This is a genomic window from Streptomyces sp. NPDC014870, from assembly GCF_043081505.1.
Classification (GTDB): Bacteria; Actinomycetota; Actinomycetes; order Streptomycetales; family Streptomycetaceae; genus Streptomyces.
Genome location: NZ_JBIBWQ010000001.1, coordinates 797,657 through 814,709 on the forward strand (window position 1 = coordinate 797,657; position 17,053 = coordinate 814,709).

A 17,053-nucleotide genomic window follows, 5' to 3' on the forward strand; every position below is an offset into this window, starting at 1 on the left:
CGGGGGCGAGGGGCCGGCGCGGCGGCGTCACGGGCCGGTGTGGATGTGCGCGGCCCACAGGTGCGGGGCGCCGGCGAGCCGGCGGCGCAGCTCCCTGACCGGGCGGTGCAGCGCCGTGGCCGGATCGATCGGCCGGCCGCGCGCGAGATCGTCCACGAGGCTCGCGTACAACTCCTCCGTGAGCCGGGTCGCCACCTTGTCGGCGACCGGCCACAGCGTGCCGATCACATGCGGGTACCCGGCCAGCTGGAACGAGGAGGCCAGATGGACGGACTCGTCGGGGAGGGTGAAGCCGCCCTGGGAGGTCGAGCAGGCCGAGAGGACGGCGAGGACGGCCTCTCGGGGGCGCTGTTCGGCGGCGTCGCGGACCGTGAGCCGCCCGTCGTGGAGGACCAGTCCGCTCGCGGAGGGCGTGTGCGGGTCGTTCACTCCGTGGCAGCTGAAGTGGACCCACGGGTGCGCGGGCAGGGCGTCGCGGACGGCCGCGACGGTCGCCGCGTCGCCCGCGAGTTCGCGGTGCGCGGGGAAGAGCCTCCGGAGCAGCCGCGCCTCCTGGGCGACGCCGGGCAGCGACGGGGCGCCGGGGGTGTCGGCGAGGGTGACGATCAGCGGGGCGGGGAGCGTCACGGCGGTGCCGGCGGGTGCGTTCCGGGCGCGGACCAGGGCGCGCAGGGTCGGGGTGTACGAGGAGACGACCCGGTCCATGACGGTCTCGCCCGGCCGCGGGTCGGGGCGGCCTGCGGCGTGCAGCGGCAGGAACGACAGCCAGCCGGTGGGGCACCACCACAGCCGGGTCGACGGTCCGTCCTCGCCCGGGGCGGCAAGCGGGCCGAGGCGGTCGAGGACCGGTTCGGCCACGGCGGTCCAGAGCCACTCCAGGGTCTCCGAGAGGGTCCGCATGGCGGCGACGGCCCGCCGGGCCCCCTGGTCTCCGTACGCGTGGTCGACGGCGGCGACGAACTCGGTGGCCCTGCCGAGGGCCTCCGCCTGGCTGAGGGCGGGCAGGGGGACGACCTGGATGCCCTCGTCGGCGGTGACGAGGAGGGCGGCCGAGCCGTGCCGGCTGACGTTGACGACCACGACCGGTCCCTTGGAGGCCGCGCCGAGCAGATCCGCCGCCGTCGGTGTCCCCAGGAAGTCGTCGAAGCCGGGCAGTCGGCGGATCCGGTCGAGGAGTTCGTCCCAGGTCCTGGCCAGGGCGTGCCGTGACTCGGCGAGCAGCCCGGCTCCGGGCCGGGAGGAGGACGGCCCGTACGCAGGGCCGTCCGGCGCGCCGAACGGCGCGCCGTTCGGCCGGAGATCGGCCGGTACCGTACTGAGGCCGCCGTTCGGGTCGGCGCTCAGCGCGTCGCGGACCCGCTCGAACTCGGCGGCCAGGGCCGGGTCCGCCGTACGCAGCCGGGAGAGGTCGCCGCGGGACTCCACTCCCTGCGCGAGCAGGATGCCACGGCCCTGTTCGAGCAGGGTGAGCGCGGCCGCCGGGTCGCCCGCGCGCAGCGCGAACGCGGCGGCGTCGGAGGCGAGCCCGGTCCCGACGATCAGGCGGCCCTCCTGGTCCGCGCGGGCGAGACCGCGCGGGGCGAGTCTGGCGAGCAGGCCGACGGCGTACGCGTAACCTTCGAGCGCCTCGGCGTCCTCGCCCGCGGCGGCGGCTGCGTCGCCCCAGGTACGCGCGGCCAGCAGGCGCTTGGAGATCGAGGCGACCGTGGTGCGGGCGGCCTGCCGGGCGCACCGGATCGCCTCGCCGAGAGGCGCCGCCCACGCGGCACGAAGCGCGCCCGCGTCGCCGTCCGCTCGGGTGCCCGCGTCACCGTCCGCTCCGGTGCTCGCGTCCGGCACCCCGGCGACCCGGGCCCGGGCCACCTGGGTCCTGGCCAGGATCCACAGGCCCTGCGTGTGGTCGGGGTGGCCGTCGGAGAGCCGGCCCAGCCCCTCCCGAACGGCGCTCAGGCCTCGGTCGAGCAGGGGGCCGAGCGCCGGGTCACCGGCGTCCTCGGCCAGCTCCGCCGTGGCCATGATGGTCCCGGCCAGGTTCAGCAGCGCCATCGCCCGGCGCGGATGGCGCTCGTCCAGGCCCGCCAGCGCCTCCTCCAGGACACGCCTCGCCTCAAGGACGAGGTGGGGGTCCGCCGCGGCCGGGGAGAACGCGACCCGGTGCAGCAGGACGCCGAGGTTGATGCGGGCGAGATCCCTGCCGTGGCGCTCGCCGTGCTCCAGGGAGATCGCCCGGCGCAGCAGGTCCGCGGCCTCGTCCGCGTCCGCGCGGTCGCCCGTGACGTCGAACCGGAAGCTCAGCGCGTGGGCGAGGTTGGAGAGTTGGACGGAGCGGTCGAAGGAGGACGGCGCGGACTCGTCCACGGCGCGGCGCAGGACGGTGAGGCCCTCGGCGAGCCAGGTGCGGTCGCCGGTGAGACGCGAACGCCGCACGAGGGCGAGGCCCAGGTTCATCAGGACGCCCGAGCGCCCCGCGTGCGAGGCGGGGACGACGGCGGTCGCCTCGCGCAGGACGCCGATCGCCCGGTCCATGAGGAGGTCGTCGACGGTGTCGCCCGCGAGCCAGAAGAGGGCGTTGCCGTAGTTGGTGAGGACGACATGACGCTCGCCCGGTTCGTGCGTGTGCGCGAGCGCCTCGCGGTAGTGCCCCAGGGCCTCCTCGCGCTGGGACTCGTCGAGGCTGCGCTGGTACAGCTCGATGAGGACGTTGGCCAGGTTGACCCGCGCGCGCCCGACGGAGGCCGGGCGGGTGCCCGCGGTCCTCGGGGCGGGGGCTCCTGCGGCGGCGACGGCCTGCCGTTGCCGGTGGAGTGCCTCTTCGAGGGGCGCCGGGTCGCCGGTGAAGCGGGTGATCGAGCGCAGGGCGTTGCCGAGGCGGGTGAAGTTGTCGGCCGCGCCCGGCGCGCCGGGGCCGGCGTCGCGGACGGCCTCGCGCAGCACCTCGACGGCCTCCTCGACGAGCGCCACGTCCGAGCGGTGCTGGGCCAGGCGCTGGAGCGCGTCGCCCAGGTTGCCGAGGCGGTGCGCACGGTAGTGGTCGCGCGGGCCGGTCGCCGCGACGGCCTCCCGGTGCGCCCGTACCCCCTCGGTCAGCGGCGCCTCCTGGGCGGTGAGCAGGCCGAGCGACACCAGCGCGGCGCCGAGGTTGGAGCCCGCCACCGCCCGGTCGTGCCCGGAGCCGGCCGGGGCCGCCGCCACGGCGCGGCGCAGCGCGGCCACGGCCTCGGCGCAGGCTTCGGGGCTGCCGGTCGTCTCGGCGAGTTCCAGGTGGACACAGCCCAGTTCGGAGAGGAACTCCGAACGACGGGGGTCGTCCTCCCCCATCAGGTCGAGCGCCTCGTTGATCAGGGCGAGGCCCTCACGGCGCGCCTCCTCCGCGCGGGCGGCGGCCGTGCCGGAGGACCGGTCGACGGCCGTGTCGGCGGCCGTGCCTGTGGCTGTGCTTGCCGCCGTGCCCGTGGCTGTGGCCGTGTCCGTGGCCGTGTCGGTGGAGCCCGGTCCCGCGTGTTCGCCGTACGCGGCGGCCCGGTTCGCCCGTCGGAGCAGGAGCAGGCCCAGCGCGTGGCGGGCGGCGGCGCCGACTCCGCCGTTCCCGACGGTCAGCGCGAGGCACTCCCGGTACGCGCGCTCCGCCTCCGCCGCGTGGGTCGCGGCCCGCTCGCCCGTGCCGTCGTCCGTCGTGTCCAGGACCCGCGCGAGGGCGAGCAGCGCGCGGGCGCGGCTGCCGGGATCCGTCGGGGTGTCGGCGGTGACACGGCGCAGCAGGACGAGCGCCTCGCCGAGCGCCTCGGGCGCGTCGCCCGCGGCGTTGGCCCGTAGGCGCAGCAGGTCGGCGAGGTCCACGGCTCGGACCGCGTACGGGGCGTCGTGCGGGGCGGTGACCGCCAGCGCGCTCCGGGCGTGCCCGAGCGCGGAGTCCAGCTCGTCGAGGTCTCCCGTCTCGGCGTACCGGGTGCGCAGGACCTCGGACAGGATGTGCTCGGCGTGGGCGCGGGCCGGGTGGCCCTGCGGGGCTGCGGCCAGCGCGTCGCGGGCCGCGCGGTGCGCGTCGTCGAGCGCGGCCTGGTTCCTGGTGTTCACCGAACGGGCGTTGAGGGCGAAGGCCAGGTTCGCGAGGTAGAGGGAGGCCTCGACCGGGTTGCCGGACGTGGCGGCCGCGCGCCGGATGGTGTCGAGGCCCTCGTCGTAGAGCCGGGCGCGGTCCTGCGGTCCGGTGGCGCGCTCCGGGGCGAGGGAGAGCGTGATCGCGGCCATGCCCAGATCGGCGAGATGGGCCGGGGGCGGCAGCTGCCCCGGGGGTTCGGCCGCGACGGACCTGCGCAGGAGGTCGAGTGCCTCGACGACGAGGGCCGGTTCGTCGAGCCGCGGCGCCGCGCTCAGGAGCGCGGAGCCGAGGAGTCCGAGGTGCAGGGCGTGGTACGGATCTCCCGGCAGGCTCACCCGCAGCGTCCGGCGCAGGGTCTCGACGCTCTCGCGCGTCGTGTCCGGGTCGGAGCTCGCGTCGGCCGCGTGCCGCAGGACCAGACCCAGATTGCCCTGTCTGCGGGCCTGTTCGGCCCGCTCCGGGGAGGGGGCCGCCGCGGAGGCGCGGCTCAGGCGCACGGCCTCGTCGAGGAGTCCGGGACCGCCGCCGTCCCGGAATCCGTACAGCAGGACAAGTCCGAGGTCGGAGAGGCACGTGCCCTGTTCGGCGCCGCCCTCGGGGAAGCCCGCGACGGCGTGACGCAGCAGAGCGGCCGCGGCCGGCAGCAGCACGGGGTTGCGGTGGGCGGTGTACAGCAGGAGGATCCCGGCGCCCGCCTCGTAGGCGCTGCCCGGGTCGGCGTCCGCCCCCGCGGGCTCGCCCGCGAGGAGCGCGAGCAGCGGGGTCAGGAGCGGCGGGACGTGCGCGGGCGAGGCGCGGTACACGTCGAGGAAGCAGACGACGGCAGAGCCGAGCGCCGCCAGGTCCGTCTCACCGCCCGCGAGGAAGCGGCCGAAGTCGTAGTAGCCGATCGCGTTGAGGGCGGCCAGCAGGACGTTGCCGTCCGGGAGCCGGCCCGCGCGGCGCACCGCCTCGGCGTCCGCGGCGGCCTCCTCGGTGAGGAACCAGGCGAGCGCCTCGGCATCGTCCTCCGCCCGCTGGACGTGGTCCAGGATGCGCCGCGCTGTCTCCTCGACGTCCGTCGCCATCGTCCCGCGCCGCTCCCCGTAGGCCCGCCGGACCTCGACGCCCGGTCGAGTTCAACGTAGCCCAGGGGTAAGGGCGTTGACCAAACGGCTCGGTCCGCACCGATGTCTCCCGGCCACAGACCCACGCGTTCCGGACGGACACCGGTCCGACGAGAACCGGACGGGCGCCGGGAACCCGGCGGGCGTCGCGTCCGACTACCGGGGCGAACTCCACGAGGCGGCGGGAAGGCGGGGAATGGGCGGACTTGATGTTCACATGCGGGGGGTCGCCTGCCGCCACGGCCGGGTCGACGCCGTCGCGGACGTGGACCTGGAGATCGCGGCCGGCGAGCGGATCGCGCTGACCGGCACCAACGGCTCAGGGAAGACGACGCTGTTGCGGGCCGTCCTGGGGCTGCACCGGCCGGTGAGCGGGTCGATCCTGGTCGGCGGCCGGGGCACAGGATCCCCGGCGGAGGCGGCCTGGCGGCGCCGGGCCTGCGCCTGGATCCCGCAGAAGCCCGCGGCCGGCCGGTTCCCGCTGCTCGCACGCGAGTTGCTGGCGAGCGGCGGCGCGGCGCGCGAGGCCGCCGAGGCCGCCACCCGGCTCGGGGTCGCCGAACTCGCGGAGCGGCCCGTGCACACGCTCTCCGGCGGCCAGTTGCAGCGCGTGTACCTCGCTCGGGCGATGGGCGCCGTGGCGGCCGGGGCGCAGGTGCTGCTCGCCGACGAGCCGACCGCCGCCCTCGACTTCGACGGCCAGGAGGAGGCGTCCGACGCGCTGACGTCCCTGCCGGTCACCCTGATCGTGGTGACCCACGACCGGGCCCTGGCCGAGCGGTGCGACCGGGTCCTGGAGATGGCCGCAGGACGGCTGCGGGAGGCCCGGTGAACCTCGCCGCCGACGTCGGCGAACTGCTCCGGCTGCTGCCGGTCCAGCGCGCCGGGTTCGCCCTGCTGCTCGCGGCGATCGGGCTGCCGGTGATCGGCGTGGTGATCGTCGGGCTCGACATCATGCCGGTGCGCTTCGCGATGATGCACGTGGCGCTGCTCGGCATCGCCGTGGGCCTGCTGACCGGCATCGACCCGATGGTGTGCGCGCTGGTCGCCTGCGCCCTCGCGGGTGCGGGGGTCGCGCCCCTGGCCCGTACCCCCGACGGACTGTCCGGGGCGATGGGGCTGCTGATGAGCCTCGCCATCGCCGCCGCGCTGTTGGTCCTCGCCGTGTCGGGCGTCAACGCCTCCGGGGCGTTCGCCCTGCTGTGGGGGTCGATCCTGTCCGTCGGCACCGCGGATCTCGTCGTGCTCGGGCTGCTCGCCGTCCTCGTACCGGGCCTGTTCTGGTGGAAGCGGCGCGATCTGGCCCTCCTGCTGTACGACCGTGAGCTGGCGCTCTGCTCCGGGGTGCCGGTGCGCGCCCTGACGCTCGTGCTGCTCGTCCTGGTCGCCGTGGCCGTCGCCGGGGCGATCAAGCTGACCGGCGCGCTGCTCGTGGACGCCCTGACCCTGCTGCCCGCGCTGGCCGCCCGCCGGCTCGGCAACTCCCTGAAGTCCATCACCCTCTGGGCGATCGCCTTCGGCGTCGCCGTCAACCTCACCGGTTTCCTCATCGCCCTCTGGCTGGACTGGCCCCCCGGGCCCGTCCTCGTCCTGACGGCGGGGGCCGTCGTCCTCGCCGTCCATCTCGTCCCCGAACGGAGAACCCGCCCATGGCGCGCACCCGCGTCCGCATCCGCATCGCCTCCCTCCTCCCCGTCCTCGCACTGAGCGCGGCATCGGTCCTGCTGACCGGCTGCGGGGACACGGAATCCTCGTCCGGCGCCGGTGGTCCGGAAGGTCCTGAAGGGAAGCCGGTCGTGGTCGTGACGACGACCTGGGAGGGAGCCTTCGCCAAGGCGGCGGGCGCCGAGGACATCACGGTGATCGTGCCGCCGTCCACCCACCACGCGCCCGACTACGACCCCAAGCCCTCCGACCTCGCCGCCGTCGCGAAGGCCGACTTCGTGCTGTACGCGCCCTTCGAGCCGTACGCCGCGAAGATCAAGGAGGCGGCGGGATCCAAGGCCGAGCTGGTCGAGGTCGGCCTCGACAACGACGCCGACAAGGTGCGGAGCGAAGTCACCCGGCTGGGCAAGCTGTTCGGCACGGAACAGGCCGCGACGGCGTGGAAGACCGGTTTCGACGCCGAGTACACGAAGCTGTCCGGTGAGCTGAAGGCCGCCTGGCCGGGCGGGAAGAGCCCGAACGTGGTCGCGCAGGTCTTCACCGCCTGGGCGGCGAAGCTCGCCGGCGCCACCACGGTCGGGACGTACGGTCCCGAGGCCGTCACGCCCGGGCAGCTCGCGGAGCTGTCGAAGAAGAAGCCGGCGCTGGTCCTCGACAACGCGCACATGTCGACCGGCACGGTGCTGCCCGACTCCGGTGCCACGCAGGTGAAGATCGCCAACTACCCGGGCGAGGACCTCGATCTGCTGGCCGTCCACCGGGCGGCGGCAGCCGAGCTGAAGAAGGCGATGGGCGCCGCGACGCCCTGACGTCCCTGGGCGGGTGAGGGCGAGGGTGGGGCGGTCCTGTCGGGCCGCCCCACCCTCATGTCATCCGGCCGCTGTCCGGACGTTCTCGCCGGCCGCGACGAGTCGGGCGCGCAGGGCCGCCCGGTCGGGCTTGCCCGCGGGTGTCAGCGGGAGTTCGGCGACCGTAAGGAGGCGCTCGGGGTGCTTGCGCGGTTCGAGGCCGTACGCGGTCAGGTGCGCGCTGAGCGAGTCGAGCGCGAGGGCCTGGCCGGCGGGAGCCTCGGCACGGGGCACGACGCAGACCGCGAGCCGCTCCCCCATCAGCTCGTCCGGCACGCCCACGCACACCACGTCCCGGATGCCGGGGTGGGAGGCGAGGGCGCGCTCCACCTCCGCCGGGCTGATGTTGGCACCGCCGCGGATCACGATGTCCTTGAGCCGGCCGACCACGTGAAGGATCCCGTCCGGGTCGAGGAAGCCGAGGTCGCCGGTGCGGACCCAGCCGTCGGCGGTTCGGTAACGGGCGTCGAGTTCGGGTGCTCCGACGTAGCAGAGCGGGGTCATCGGGCCGCGCGCGACGATCTCCCCGACGGCGCCGTCCGGGAGCGGTTCGTGGGTCTCGGTGTCGGCGATCCTGATCTCGGCCACCCGCGGGTCGGGCCGGCCCGCGACCACACCTGTTCCGTCGGTGGTGGGCGGGGTCCGGTTCTCCAGGCCGGTGTGGCAGTTGACGCCGTCGGCCGATCCGTACAGGTTGACGACCGGGCAGCCGAAGGCGGCCGCCGCGTCGGCCGCGGTCGTCTCGTCGAGCGGCGCGCCGCCCAGGACGAGGGCGACCGGCGCGGGGAGTTCGGCGCGAGGCGTCGAGTCGGGCGCGTCACGGGGCATGTCACCGGGCGCGTCACGGGGCGTTTCACCGGCCGTGTCGAGGCGGTCGAGCATCATGCGGATCATCGTCGGCACGCCCAGGATGTGGGTCGGTTCGTGCTCCCGGATCGCCGCGAGGGCGGCCTCCGGGGTGAACCGGTCGAGCAGCACGAGCGTGCCGCCGTGCCGGGCGAGGGTGACGGCCGTGCCGTTCGAGCCGAAGGCGGAGGCGAGCGGCACCAGGAAGAGGCAGCGCGGCGGAGTCGCGTCGGGGAGGAGGGAGGCGAGGAAGTTGCCGCGTCCGCCCGCGAGCGCGTTGTGCGAGTACGCGATCATCTTCGGCTCCGCCTCGGAGCCGGACGATACGAGGATGCGCGCCGCGCTGTCCGGGTCGGGGCGGGCGGCGACGAAGTCGGCCGGGTCCGAGCGCAGCAACCGGGCGAAGGCCACGGCCCCTTCGGGCGCCGTACCGGGTCCGGCGGCGACGACATGGCGAAGGTCGGGCAGCTGGGGGGCCAGGGCCAGGAGGTCGGCGGCGGGGTGGACGTCGCGGTGCTCGGTCGCGGCGACGACGGCGACGGCCTCGGCGCGCCGCAGCAGGGACGCGGCCTCGCCGGCGCACCGGCCGGCCGGGAACGGCAGCGCTACGGCTCCGAGTGCGGCGAGGGCCAGGTCGGTGATGACGGCGTTCCGGTTGTCGGGGAGTTGGACGCCGACGACGTCGCCCTCCCGTATACCGAGTTCCCGCAGACCGGTGGCCAGACATCGGACCTTGCGGTCGAGGGCCGTGTAACAGAGCTTCCCCTTGGAGTCGACGACGGCCGTGCGGTGCAGTTCGGCGATCTGACGTGCGCGGAAGAGGCTGTAGAGGTCGAGGTCGGGGCAGGTGCCGTCGACGGCCCAGGAGCGTCGCAGCCGGGCCGGCAGGAGGTCCCGAAGGCCGCGCGCGGCGACGGGATTCGGAGCGTCAGAGGTCCGGGCGTCGGAGGTCCGGGCGGGGGCGGTCCGGGCGGGGGCGGTCCGGGCGGGGGCGGTGAGGCTGTCGGCGGTCATGCGAGGCTCCAGGGGTCGGGGACTGCGGGTGCGCCGTGCGCGTCGCGGCTGATCGAGCCGGCGAACCGCGGGTCGTGGGGCAGTTCGGCGAGGTCGGTGGTGACCGCCGTCGCGGTCAGACCGCGGGCGCGCAGGTGCCGTACGGCTTCGTCGGTGGGCAGTTCACGCAGGTCGTACGCGCCCGCCCGCCCGGCGCAGGTGTCGGCAGGGGCGACCCAGCCGTCGGCCGTACGCAGCGGGTGGCGGAACCCGGCCGGGCGGCGGGGGTCCGCGCCTCCGGACGCCCGCCGCTGGGCGGGCGCGGTCAGCGTGTCGGCGGCGCCGAGGAGGGAGGACTCCACGCGGACGCCGTGACCGGTGCGTTCGCGCAGCAGCAGGCCGGCGAGCACCGCCTCCGCGCCGAGGAGACCCCCGAGGACGTCGAGGAGGGTCATCAGGGAGGGCGCGCCGGGTTCGCCGTGCGGGCGGACGGCCTCGCCGACGCCCGTTCGGGCCTGGACCATGAAGTCCGTCCCCATCGGGGCGTCCGTCAGCCGGCCGGCCCAGCCGCTGGTGTACGCGTGCACGAGCGCCGGGTTGACGGCGGCGAAGTCCGCGGCGTCGAGGCCGAGTTCGGCCGCCTTGCCGGGGGCCCAGTTGTGCAGGAAGACATCGGCCTCGGCGGCCATCTCCCGCAGCCGGCGCCGGTCGTCGGCCGCCTTGATGTCGATCTCGACGGCACTCTTGCCGCGGTTGAGGGCGAGCCAGCGGGCGGAGATGCCCGAGCAGGCGGGCGGCATTCCGCGCAGGGGGTCGCCGCCGGGCGGTTCGATCCGGACGACGTCGGCGCCGAGAAGGCCGAGGATGTGGGCGGCGAGCGGGGCCTGGATGCGGCGGCCCGCCTCCAGGACGGTCAGGCCGGCGAGCGGCCGTTCGGGCGTGGGCGGGGTTCCCGCAGGCGCGGTGCCTGCGGGCGCGGTGCCTGCGGGCGCGGTGCCGGCGGGCGCGGTGCCGGCGGGCGCGGTGCCGGCGGGCGGGCGCCCGGCGCCGCCGGGGCGCAGGAGGCCGAGCGACCAGGGGGCGGCGCCGTCGTCCTCCGCCGCGCGCTCGGCCAGGGTGCGCAGGGCGCAGACCTCGGCTCCCGAGGCGCTCGCGGCCCGGCGCACGGCCTCCCAGCCGTGGGCGCGGGTGGTGGCGTGGAGCGCGGCCGGGAACGGCGCGCAGGCGGTGGCGTAGCGGAACTGGAAGGGTCGCCAGCCCGCCCGTATCGCGTCGGCGGGAGCGTCGAGGGCCCGCCAGAACGCCGCCCAGGCCCCTGGGTCGAGGGTCTCCAGCTCGAACAGGACCCCGTCGGCGGAAGTGAACGGTGGTCCCCCGGGGGCGAGTTCGGCGGCCTCGCCCTCGTCGGCCCCGGCGGCGGCGAGGTACTGGGAGACGACGAGGAGTCCGGTCCGGTCCGCCGAGGTGCGGACCTTGGTGGGCCCGGTGCCGCCCCGGGCCTGGGCGAGGAGGGCGGCCAGCATGCCCTGCACGGTGAGGACGCCGGTGGCGGTGGCGGCGAAGTCGGCGGCGAGTCCGCGCGGCGAGCCGTCACGGCGTCCGTGCACCGCCATGATTCCGGTCGCGGCCTGGACGGTCGCCTCGTCGCCGATCCCGTGGGCTTCGGGCGCGTCGCTCCAGGACGCGGCGGCCTCGACGTCGGCGAAGCCACCGCCGCCCAACTCGACGCTTGCCGCGCCCTGTTCGCGTCCAGGGGCGACGAGGGCGGTGGGCGTGGCACCGAGCAGCCGAAGGTGGCGGGCGACGACATCGGCGACCTCCGGGGGCCCGACGGCGTCGAACCGAAGCGTGTCGAGCGGCCTGGCCGTCGGGGTCGTGACGGATGTCGTCATGCCTCTCCTCTCCCGGCGCGGCGGTGGGCGGCGCCCGGTGGGTGTTGGGTGAGCGGGAACCCGAAGGGGTCCGCTCCCGACCAGTTCCACGCATGAGTCAGTCGGACAGCCGTTCCCACGGGTTCCCGGCGACCTGGACACGGACCCCGCTACCCGAACCGGAGGAGTGACGTGGCTGATACGGCCCTGGAGGCGCGGGTGGGCGCGTTCGTACGGAACCTGGTCGTGCCGCGCGAGGGCGTGCTGGACGCCGGTGGGTCGGCGGCCGCCGCGGCCCTGCGGGAGCTGCGCGCCGAAGCGGTGGACCGGGGACTGTGGGCGCTGCCGCTCCCCGCCGAACTGGGCGGCGGGGGGCTGGGGTTGGACCGTTACGCGACGTACGCCGAGGTGGAGGGGGCGAGCGACCACGGCCCTTCGGCCCTGGGTTCGGCGCCGCTGCTCGACGTACGGATGCTGGCGCGGCACGGCAGCGCGGCGGTACGGGACCGGTATCTGAAGGCGCTCGTGGCCGGGGAGGCGCGGACCTGTTACGCCATGACCGAGCCGGACGCGCCCGGCACGGATCCGTTCCTGACCGCGACGCGCGCCGAGCGGCGCCCGGACGGGAGTTGGCGGGTGACCGGGCGGAAGTGGTTCACCTCGGGTGCGGGGGACGCCGACCTGGTCACGGTGCTGGCCCGCACGGACGGCGCGGACGGCGACCGGGAGGGCCTGTCGCTGCTGCTCGTACCCACGGCTTCGGCCGGATTCAGGATCGTGCGCGAACTGCCTGTGTTCGGGGCGGGCGGCCAGTGGGAGATCGAGCTGGACGGGGTCGTCGTGCCGGGCGACCATCTCGTCGGCGGGCGGGGGCAGGGTCTTGCCGTCGCCGGTGAACGGCTGTTGTGGGGGCGGACGTTGCGGTGCCTGCGCTGGCTGGGCCAGGCGCAACGCGCGTTCGACCTGATGTGCGACCGGGCGGTGTCCCGGGTGGGTTCCCGAGGCCCGCTGGCCGGTCACCAACTGGTCCAGCAGCATGTCTTCGAGGCCCTGCTCGCGCTGCGCACGACCCGCCCCCTGGTGCACGAGGCGGTGGCGCTGCTGGTGGCGGAGCGGGACGCGCGCACCGAGGTGGGCCTGGCCAAGGTCGCGGCCGCGCGGATGCTGCAGAGGGTCACGGACGCGGCGATCCAGGTGCACGGCGCGGCGGGGCTCGGCCCGGACACCGCGCTGCCGGCACTCTTCCGCACGGGCCGCACGGCGCGCATCCTCGACGGCCCCGACGAGCTCCACATCACGTCGGTCGCCCGCCGCGTCCTGCGGAACAGGGACGATGAAGGGTCGAAAGGCCCTAGACGGTCGTGAGGTCGACGAGGCCGGTGAGGGCGGCGAGGCCGAGGGCCAGGAAGAAGTCACCCCAGACGAGTTGGTGGCGCACGGCGGTCGCGCTCCCCGCGTCGTAGCAGCCGTCGAGAAGCCTGCCGTCGGTGAGGTGCGCGGAGACCAGTTCGCGCAGGGCGTCGCATGAGCGCTCCGCGTACCACGCCCGGGCCGAGCGGTCGCCGTCCGGCAGGAGCGCGAGTTTCGCCAGGGCCACGGCGGTGATCGCGGCGGCGGAGGTGTCGAGGGGGCCGTCACCCCGGCCGGTGTGCGCGGGCGGCACAAGCGGCTCGTGCGGGCGGGGCAGGAGCGACTCCAGTGCTCCGTGGGCCTGGTGGGCCTGGCCCGGTGTCGTCAGCAGGGTGTCGGCCACGGCGAGGAGGAGCCAGGCGCGGCCGCGGGCCCAGTCGGCGGGTGGGTCCTCGCACGGCTGCCAGCCGTGGGCGGTCTCCCACCGCCAGGCGGGGCGCGGTCCCCCGGCGCCGTGGACGCAGAGGTCCAGGTGGGTGCCGAGGTGCGCGTCGGCGGCGGTGGCGCTCTCGGTGGCAAGGAGTGGGACGAGGCCGGGGACGCCGTCGGCCCGGGCCAGCAGGCGGGGGCCGCCGAGCGCCGCGCCCCAGGGGACCAGGCCGAGTTCGGGCACGAAGTCCCGCAGGCAGGCGCGGGCCGCGCGCGCCCGGAGGGCTTCGGCGTCCCCGTCGCGGTCGGCGAGCACGGTCCCGTACCAGAGGATGAGCCCCCGTGTCGCGGTGTCGGCCTCCGCCCAGGGCGCCAGCCGGGCGGTGCTCTCCATCGCCGCCGCGCGGTCCCGCTGGTCGCCGGTGTGCCTGGCCCGCAGCCAGAGCAGCCCGGCCCAGAATCCGCCGGTCCAGGAGCCGCGCCCGGTCGTGGTCCAGCGACCGGTGTCGGGCTCGGCGAACAGCGGGAAGCGCGGACCGACTTCGGCGCGGGTCACCGCCACCCGGTCGAGGACGGCCCCGAGCGCATCGACGGCCCAGCGCTCGGGCGCAGCATCACCGCGCACCCCCGGACCCTCAAGCACCCCCCGCCCCTCCGAACCCCCCTGCCCGTCCCGCGAGCCCCTGCCGTCTCCTGCGCCGTCGCTCTCCCCCGCCGAGGGCTCCTTTCGCCGTGCCGTACCCGCGCCGACGGCCGAGCCGTCGAGCCCGGCGCGCACGCGATCCGGGTCCGGCGCCTGCCGCCCCGTCGGTGTCACGAGGCCTTGACCGTTCTGCGGGTGCGGTCCTTCCGGGCCCACGCAAGCGCCACCGCGCTCGCCGCGGCGAACTCGGCGGCCACCAGGAGCCAACCGGCGCCATAGCGGCCGGTCTCGGCGAGCAGGCCGAATAGCGGGGGGCCCACGGCGAAGCCGGTGAAGAAGCCGGCCGCGACGAGGGCGGAGTCCTGGCCCGCCCGTCCGGCGGCGGCGCGTTGGAGGACGAGCACCATCGAGACCGCGTTGCCCGCGACCGCGAAGACGCCGACGGCCGCCGCGCCCAGCCAGGCGGCCGCTCCCACGGTCTGCGCGGCCGTGAGCAGGAGCGCCGCGCCGACCGCGCCGGCGGCCAGCAGGCCCGGTAGCCACTCGGCGCGGCCGGGGCGGGCCGCCCGCGACCAGCCGATCCGGCCGGCGATCCCGGCCACGCCGAGAACCGCCACCAGCGCACCGGCTGCGGTCGGCCCGAGGCCCAGCTCCCGTGTGCCGAAGAGCGCGAGGTAGGTGTTGACGGAGGCGATGCCGCAGCCCAGGAAGAGTGAGTAGAGCGCGAGCCGGGCGATCGGACCGCGCGGCACGAGCGACGGACGCCCACCCGACGCCGGGCTCTGGGGTGCGGGCGGGTCCGCCGGGAGCGCGCGCCACGCCCACAGTCCGGTGAGCAGCGCCGTACCGGCGGCGGTCCACACGGCGCCCCGCCAGCCGACCCCGCCCGCGAGCGCGGCGAGCGGCAATCCCGCAGCGAACGCGCCGAGTTGGACACCGGACTGCTTCGTGCCGGTCACCGCGCCCCTGCGCTCGGGCGGCACGGCGGCGAGGACGGCCTTGTTGGTCGCGGGGTTCGCCAGCGCCTGCGGCAGACCGCCCAGCGCGACCGCGCCGAGCAGCAGGCCCGCGCCCGGCGCCGCGCCGATCAGCGCGAGCGCGGCCGAGGAGACGAGGAGGAGCAGGACGAGGGAGCGCCGGGGGCCGATCCGGTCCACGACATGTCCGCCCGACGGCGAGAGGACGGCGGCCGTGCCGAAGCCGATGGTCGTCGTCAGCCCCAACATCGTCGCCGAGATGCCGAGTTCATCGACCAGGCGCGGTCCGAGCGCGCCCAGCAGGAACAACTGCAGCATCGAGAACGCCATCGCGCAGGTCAGCAGTGCCGTGAGCCGGCGTTCCACCCGCGCGTCCCCCTCCGTGGTCATGAGGCAAGGGTCGGACGGGGAGGCGGCGGGGTTCCCCGCCTCCGCTGTGACCTGTGCCACAACTCCTGTGCTGAGCGCGGCAGCTGGCAGGTTCCGTACCTGATGGTGCCCATGGACGGAGGGGAGTGCGAGGATGGCCCCCGCCATGATTCCGGACCAGTGGTGTCGAGGGATACGGGCCGCGGTGTTCGCGGCCGCCTGTGTGGTGCTCACAGCCACCGGTCACGTCCTCATGTCGGACGCCTCCGTGCCCTGGTGGGCGCTGACGGCGGCGTTCGCCGCGACCGGTGGTGCTTCCTGGTGGCTCGCCGACCGGGAACGCGGTCCCGTCGGGGTCACCGCGGCGACGGTCGCCGCCCAGGCGGCCCTGCACACCTGGTTCTCCCTGGCCCAGAGCGCCGCGCGGTCGCCGGGCGCCGTCGCGGGCATCCCCGTCGCCGCACCGGCGACGGGGGCGACCACGGCTCCCGTCCCCCACCCGGCCCTGGGCCACGACCACTTGGCCCACGCCACCATGGGGCACACCACCATGGGCCGGCACACCATGGGTCACGACCCCATGGGCCGGACCCTCATGGGCGACGACCCCATGGGCCTCGCGCCCATGTCCGGCCACGACATGGCGGACCTGTCCGCGAGCGGCATGCTCGCCGCCCACCTCCTGGCCGCGCTGCTGTGCGGTCTCTGGCTCGCGCACGGCGAGCGCGCAGCGTTCCGCGTCCTGCGCGCCCTCGCGGCCCTCCTGCCGTCGCCGCTCCTCCTCATCCTCCGGCTTCCGGCGCCGCCCCACCGTCCCCGGATCCGCGCCCGCCGCCAGGAGCGGGCCCGACGGCTCCGACGGCTCCTCCTCGCCCACGTCCTCACCTCCCGGGGTCCCCCACCGGTCGCCGCCGCCTGACGGCAGGCGGCAACCGGAACGACCGGCCGAGCGCGCCCGCGCCCGGCCGTACGACGCACCGGCCGCGCCGACCACGCGCCCCGCCGGACCCCCATTCCTCACGAAGGACCCGAGGCGATGACCCCTGCCCCGAACCAGCCGCGCGCGTCGCGGCACGCCACCTGTACCGCCGACGAGGCGGTGACCCTGCTGGCGCTCGCCGCCCGCGACGGCGACCCGCACTCCGTGGACCGCTTCGTGCGCGCCACGCAGCGCGATGTCTGGCGGTACGTCGCGTTCCTCAGCGCCGACACGCAGGCGGCGGACGACCTGACCCAGGACACGTTCCTGCGGGCCCTGGGCGCGCTCGGCCGCTTCGAGGGCCGTTCGTCAGCCCGGACCTGGCTCCTCGCGATCGCCCGCAGGACGGTGATCGACAGTGTCCGGCACGCCGCCGCCCGCCCGAGGCTCTCGGGTCGGGACGACTGGCAGACGGCGGCCGAACTGGCCCAGCCGCGCGGTCTGCCCGGCTTCGACGACGGCATCGCGCTCGCCGAGCTCCTCGCGGCGATACCGGCCGAGCGCCGCGAGGCGTTCGTCCTCACCCAGCTGCTCGGACTTCCCTACGCCGACGCGGCCGCCGCGATCGGGTGCCCGGTCGGCACGGTCCGCTCCCGCGTGGCCCGCGCCCGCGGCGCGCTGATCGCCCTGCTGACCGAGGAGCCCACCGCGACGGAGCCCGCGACCCGTGCGGGCACCGCCGAAGCGGGCACCCCGCCCGCGTTCGCCCCGGCGTCGGCTCCTTCCCGTCCCCGTACCCCGGCCCGTACGAGCGGCGGCAGGGCGCCCCTGGTGGCCTGAGCCGACGAAACCCCACGCCGACCCCCGAGGCCGAGGCCGCGCCCACCCGCCGAGGCCGCGAGCAGCCGCCCCAGCCGCTCGCGGCCTCGGCCGTCACC

The 17,053-nt window shown here is 76.1% G+C and carries 11 protein-coding genes; 6 read left to right on the forward strand and 5 right to left on the reverse strand.

Features of this window, described 5'->3' with window-relative positions; all coding sequences use genetic code 11:
• Positions 1-27: 27 nt before the first annotated feature.
• The gene (locus tag ACF09C_RS03345) at positions 28-5,166 is read right to left on the reverse strand and encodes a CHAT domain-containing protein (RefSeq protein ID WP_392088099.1); all 5,139 of its coding nucleotides are present in this window, start codon (positions 5,164-5,166) and stop codon (positions 28-30) included.
• Between the two features lie 235 nt (positions 5,167-5,401).
• On the opposite strand from ACF09C_RS03345, the gene ACF09C_RS03350 reads away from it, so the two are divergent.
• Genes ACF09C_RS03350 through ACF09C_RS03360 form a run of 3 tightly spaced genes read left to right on the forward strand, consistent with a single transcriptional unit; the run spans position 5,402 to position 7,679 of the window.
• Positions 5,402-6,037 (forward strand): metal ABC transporter ATP-binding protein, encoded by a 636-nt coding sequence (locus ACF09C_RS03350; RefSeq protein WP_392088101.1) that lies wholly within the window; start codon positions 5,402-5,404, stop codon positions 6,035-6,037.
• Positions 6,034-6,912, forward strand: a complete 879-nt coding sequence (locus tag ACF09C_RS03355; RefSeq protein WP_392088103.1) for a metal ABC transporter permease — start codon at positions 6,034-6,036, stop codon at positions 6,910-6,912. Before ACF09C_RS03350 ends, ACF09C_RS03355 begins: the two co-directional genes overlap by 4 nt.
• Entirely contained in the window at positions 6,855-7,679 is an 825-nt protein-coding gene (locus tag ACF09C_RS03360; protein ID WP_392088105.1) for a metal ABC transporter solute-binding protein, Zn/Mn family, read from the forward strand. Before ACF09C_RS03355 ends, ACF09C_RS03360 begins: the two co-directional genes overlap by 58 nt.
• Before the next feature lie 60 nt (positions 7,680-7,739).
• Here the strand turns inward: ACF09C_RS03360 and ACF09C_RS03365 are convergent, their stop codons facing one another.
• Positions 7,740-9,578: a class I adenylate-forming enzyme family protein gene (locus tag ACF09C_RS03365; protein WP_392088107.1), complete on the reverse strand. Its 1,839-nt coding sequence runs from the start codon at positions 9,576-9,578 to the stop codon at positions 7,740-7,742.
• Entirely contained in the window at positions 9,575-11,449 is a 1,875-nt protein-coding gene (locus ACF09C_RS03370) for a CoA transferase (RefSeq protein ID WP_392088109.1), read from the reverse strand. Before ACF09C_RS03370 ends, ACF09C_RS03365 begins: the two co-directional genes overlap by 4 nt.
• Before the next feature lie 171 nt (positions 11,450-11,620).
• On the opposite strand from ACF09C_RS03370, the gene ACF09C_RS03375 reads away from it, so the two are divergent.
• The gene (locus ACF09C_RS03375; RefSeq protein WP_392088110.1) at positions 11,621-12,793 is read left to right on the forward strand and encodes an acyl-CoA dehydrogenase family protein; all 1,173 of its coding nucleotides are present in this window, start codon (positions 11,621-11,623) and stop codon (positions 12,791-12,793) included.
• Here the strand turns inward: ACF09C_RS03375 and ACF09C_RS03380 are convergent.
• Together ACF09C_RS03380 and ACF09C_RS03385 are read right to left on the reverse strand one after the other, a co-directional pair.
• Positions 12,780-13,832: a sugar ABC transporter permease gene (locus ACF09C_RS03380; RefSeq protein ID WP_392088112.1), complete on the reverse strand. Its 1,053-nt coding sequence runs from the start codon at positions 13,830-13,832 to the stop codon at positions 12,780-12,782. The two genes, ACF09C_RS03375 and ACF09C_RS03380, sit on opposite strands and share 14 nt — an antisense overlap.
• Before the next feature lie 188 nt (positions 13,833-14,020).
• A complete protein-coding gene (locus ACF09C_RS03385) occupies positions 14,021-15,217 on the reverse strand; it encodes an MFS transporter (protein WP_392088114.1) in 1,197 nt (398 codons plus the stop codon).
• Positions 15,218-15,362: 145 nt separating this feature from the next.
• Here ACF09C_RS03385 and ACF09C_RS03390 point away from each other — a divergent pair, with 145 nt between their 5' ends.
• Together ACF09C_RS03390 and ACF09C_RS03395 are read left to right on the forward strand one after the other, a co-directional pair.
• Positions 15,363-16,115 carry a hypothetical protein gene (locus ACF09C_RS03390; RefSeq protein WP_392088116.1) on the forward strand — a complete coding sequence of 251 codons (753 nt, stop codon included), beginning with the start codon at positions 15,363-15,365 and terminating at the stop codon, positions 16,113-16,115.
• A gap of 117 nt (positions 16,116-16,232) precedes the next feature.
• A complete protein-coding gene (locus ACF09C_RS03395) occupies positions 16,233-16,955 on the forward strand; it encodes a sigma-70 family RNA polymerase sigma factor (protein WP_392088118.1) in 723 nt (240 codons plus the stop codon).
• Positions 16,956-17,053: the final 98 nt, after the last annotated feature.